Here is a 3751-nt window from a genome sequence, read left to right as displayed (position 1 = left end):
GAGGCATGGACCGGCAGCTACGATGCGCTTTTCCACAAGAATATCGACAGCGTCAATGCCCGCCTGGCCGAGACCTGCCAACAATATGGAGAGGGACTGCTGGTGCCTTTTGGTACGGTCAATCCCCGGTGGCCGGACTGGAAAGAGGATTTGAGGCGATGTGACGAAGCCTACGGTATGCCGGGTATTCGCTTATATCCGAGCTACCAGAACTATACCCTGGAACTCCCGGAGTTTGCGGAATTACTGACAGAAGCCTCGGACCGGGAAATGGTCGTACAAATTGCCATCGACCAGGAAGATGAGCGAATGCAGCACCCCCAGGTTGAAATCCCCGCAGTGGATGTTTCCCCTCTGCCGGCTGTCCTGGAGTCTGTTCCTGATGTAACCGTCCAGCTTCTCAATCCTTTCCGCCATGTTCGCGGCGATAATCTCGAATCGGCTATTAAAGAAACGGACGTCCTGTTCGGCATCTCCAATTTGGATGGGAATGGGGGACTTGAACGTATTATGGCCGGTAATCACTGGTATCTTGGTAGCACCCCGATCCCGTCCGACCGCCTTCTCATAGGCTCACACGTACCCTTTCGTCCGGTCGAAAACGTCTTGTTCAAGCTCATGGAATCACCATTGGATGAGCAGGAAGCCGCTGCTATCATGTCGAAAAATGCGGCCCGAATGCTCAAGACAGTATAAAATAATATTACATCCATCGAATTTTAAAGCTAAAATAACTCATTCCAATTATGTTACAACCAGAATATAGCTTTGCGGTTGATCCTTCTGCACTTGGCCTTCCATCACGCGACGAGCTGGTCGATATGCGCATCTGGGATAGCCATTATCACGGAACGGGAAGCCATGAAGAAATCGTGAAATATATCAATCGCATGGGCATTGAACGCGTTATTTCCCTGGATATCGGAAGCTGGGGAGAGACTAAAGAGGGACGAAAACGGGATGAGGAGCACCAGTCGCTCCTGAAGAAATGGCGCGAACTGCTGAGTGGTATTATCCGGATTGATCCCGGTTATCCCCATAAGAGCCTTAAAAAAATGGAAAGATGGATTCGTAACGGGCCGTGTATCGGTATTAAGTACAGCGGACTTATTGAACTGGACGTTACCTGCGACCACCCGAATAGCGATCCCATCATCCAGTTGGCTGAGGAGCTGGGGGCCGTAATCTATATTCACACCTGGATCAAGGTCGGAGGCGATCCCCGCTATGCAGGCGGGGGCAATTATACGGGTGAGTCGACCCCTATGGACGTTGCCAAACTGGCGGAGCGCTTCCCGGACGTACAGATGATATGCGGCCACCAGGGGGGGGACTGGGAGCTGGGTATCCGGGCCATACGTCCCCATGAAAACGTCTTGATGGAGTTTTCCGGGGCCTTGCCAACATCCGGGGCCGTAGATTTAGCGGTTAATGAGCTGGGGACCGATCGCATCGTCTGGGGGGGACACGGCCCCAGCCGGTCCTATGCCAATGAGCTCTCTAAAGTCTATGACGCTGATCTTTCAGACGAGGAGCGCATGAACATATTCGGAAGAAACTATCGGCGACTTGCCGCCCCGATCATGCGCGAGAAAGGGTATTCCGTCACTATTTAGCAATACGACCTGGTCTCTGCGACTCGATTCACTCATGGGAAACGGGTACAACCTATTCTCGATATCGTTTTCTTTTCTTTACACATTCTGTAATTCTATAATATCAGCTTTGTTAATTGCATTCCTCCTCTCATGCGGAGCCCAGGTGGGGAGTAATAAATAATCAGACTGTAGATTATATTTCATGAATATACAAAAAGACCAATCTCTTTTTACCGTTGTCATAGCAATGGTCGCCTGTCTGTTTATTATACAGGCCTGTGAATCAGAAGAACCCGAACAGTCCCTCGGCGAAATCTGCCTGACACTTTCGGCCGGACTGCTGGATGCCCCGGAAGATGATCCCGGTGAGGCCGATAATTATGATGCATACGCAGACCTGCCGCTGCCGCCGCTGCCTCCCGAGGAGGCACTGGAACGGTTTGAACTGGAAGAGGGATTTCGTATCGAGCTGGTAGCCCATGAGCCGATGCTTACCGACCCCGTTGCCATGGATATTGATGCAGACGGGCGCCTTTGGGTGATTGACATGCCTTCCTATTTGCCGAAACACGACCGGAGCGAAGCCGAAACGATTCCGCTGCAACAGGTGCCGGAATCGAGAGTGGTGGTCCTCGAGGATACCAACGGAAACGGGAAGATGAACTCGTTCAGGGTGTTCGTAGAGGATCTGAAAATGCCACGGGCCATCAAGGTACTCAATGATGGCATTTTGGTGGGTGAACCTCCCAACGTGTGGTTTATTCAGGATACGAATGGGGACGGCAAAGGCGATTCCAGGGAGGTGGTATACAGTACGTATGGAGACCCGATGGTTGACAATGTACAGAACATGCCGAATAATTTTCTGTGGGGAATGGACAACTGGATTCACAGTTCGCACGATAATGTGGAGAGCCTGCGCAGGATTGACGGGGAGTGGCATACCCGGAATTTTAAACGGCTGGGACAGTGGGGCATGAACCAGGACGACTGGGGCCGTCTCTACTCCGCTACCAATACCAGTCCGCTCCAGACGCATCTGGTACCGCATGGCTATAGTGAAAGGCATCCCGATTTCGAGATCAGCAGCGGTATCAATGTTAATATTGCCCGAAAAGCTCCCATGTGGCCGGCTCACCCGACCGGGGTAAACCGTGGTTACCGGGTGGGACAGGTGGTGCGGGAGGACGGCACCCTCAAAACCGCTACTGCCACTACAGCTCCCGTCATCTATCGGGGGGATCAGTTTGGGGAGGAATACCGCGGAAATGCATTTACCCCGGAGCCCGCAGGCAACCTGATCAAACGTTATGTACTGGAGGCCGATCCGGCAGAGATCCAGGCTGAGGCAGATTTTGCCTACGAAGGCCGCGAATTTCTCACCTCTACGGACGAGCGATTTCGCCCGATTAACATGTACAATGCCCCGGACGGTTCAATTTACGTGGTTGACATGTACCGGGGACTCTTTGAGACGGCGCTGTCGCTGACAGATCATCTCAGAGAGTATGCGGTGGAACAGGGTCTTCACAAACCGGTCGGGGAATTCGGCCGGATCTGGCGCATTGTGCGCGAGGACCGGGATACAGAGTACGAGACCCCGGAGTTCAGCACGCTGACTCCCCGGGAGGTGGTGGAGTACCTGGAGCACGAGAATGGCCAGCTGCGTGACCAGGCGCAACAGGTGCTGGTCCAGTGCTCGCCGCCGGGGGTTGTTTCAAGGCTCGAAGAGATGACTACAGCAGGGGATACGAAAGCAGACTGGACCCGCCTTCATGCGCTGTGGACCCTGGAAGGATTTGACCAGGCGGTATATGGGCAGGATGAGCTCAGCCGGACAGCCCTGGAGGTTCTCGATGATTCCCATCCCCGGGTGCGGTCTTCGGGTATACGCATCCTCGAACGCTCCATGGACCGGGATTCGTCCGAGATATTCCCCCGCCTGGAAGAGCTGGCGGAAGAGGAACAGGCGCCTTATGTCCGCCTTCAGCTGCTGGCGTCGCTGGGCGAATCCGATACGGACCGTGCCCTACGGCTGATGGCAGCTATCCTCGACGAGCATTCCGACAGCCCGTATTTTCGGGAGATGGCCCTGTCCGGCGTATACCAGCGCGAAGAACAGTTGGCCGGCATACTGCGCAGTAAGTACGGCT

At 54.0% G+C, this 3751-nt stretch carries 3 protein-coding genes; all 3 read left to right on the top strand.

All coding sequences use genetic code 11. The features are described from left to right. Positions 1-696, top strand: a 696-nt coding sequence (locus ACESLU_RS12820; RefSeq protein ID WP_372639033.1) for an amidohydrolase family protein, incomplete at its 5' end; no start/stop codon positions are given. 50 nt (positions 697-746) lie between these two features. After that, positions 747-1616: an amidohydrolase family protein gene (locus ACESLU_RS12815; RefSeq protein WP_372639032.1), complete on the top strand. Its 870-nt coding sequence runs from the start codon at positions 747-749 to the stop codon at positions 1614-1616. Positions 1617-1800: 184 nt separating this feature from the next. Continuing rightward, a partial coding sequence (locus ACESLU_RS12810) for a HEAT repeat domain-containing protein (protein ID WP_372639031.1) occupies positions 1801-3751 on the top strand: 1951 nt, incomplete at its 3' end.

Origin of the sequence: Fodinibius sp., assembly GCF_041642155.1 — a bacterium.
In the GTDB taxonomy this organism is placed as follows: domain Bacteria; phylum Bacteroidota; class Rhodothermia; order Balneolales; family Balneolaceae; genus Fodinibius.
Note: the sequence above shows the minus strand (reverse complement) of the source record. Positions and strands in the feature narration are given on the sequence as shown.

What these genes read in the sequence shown, in the direction of transcription:
- ACESLU_RS12815 (WP_372639032.1), top strand. Translation starts at nt 747, where the DNA reads ATGTTACAACCAGAATATAGCTTTGCGGTTGATCCTTCTGCACTTGGC.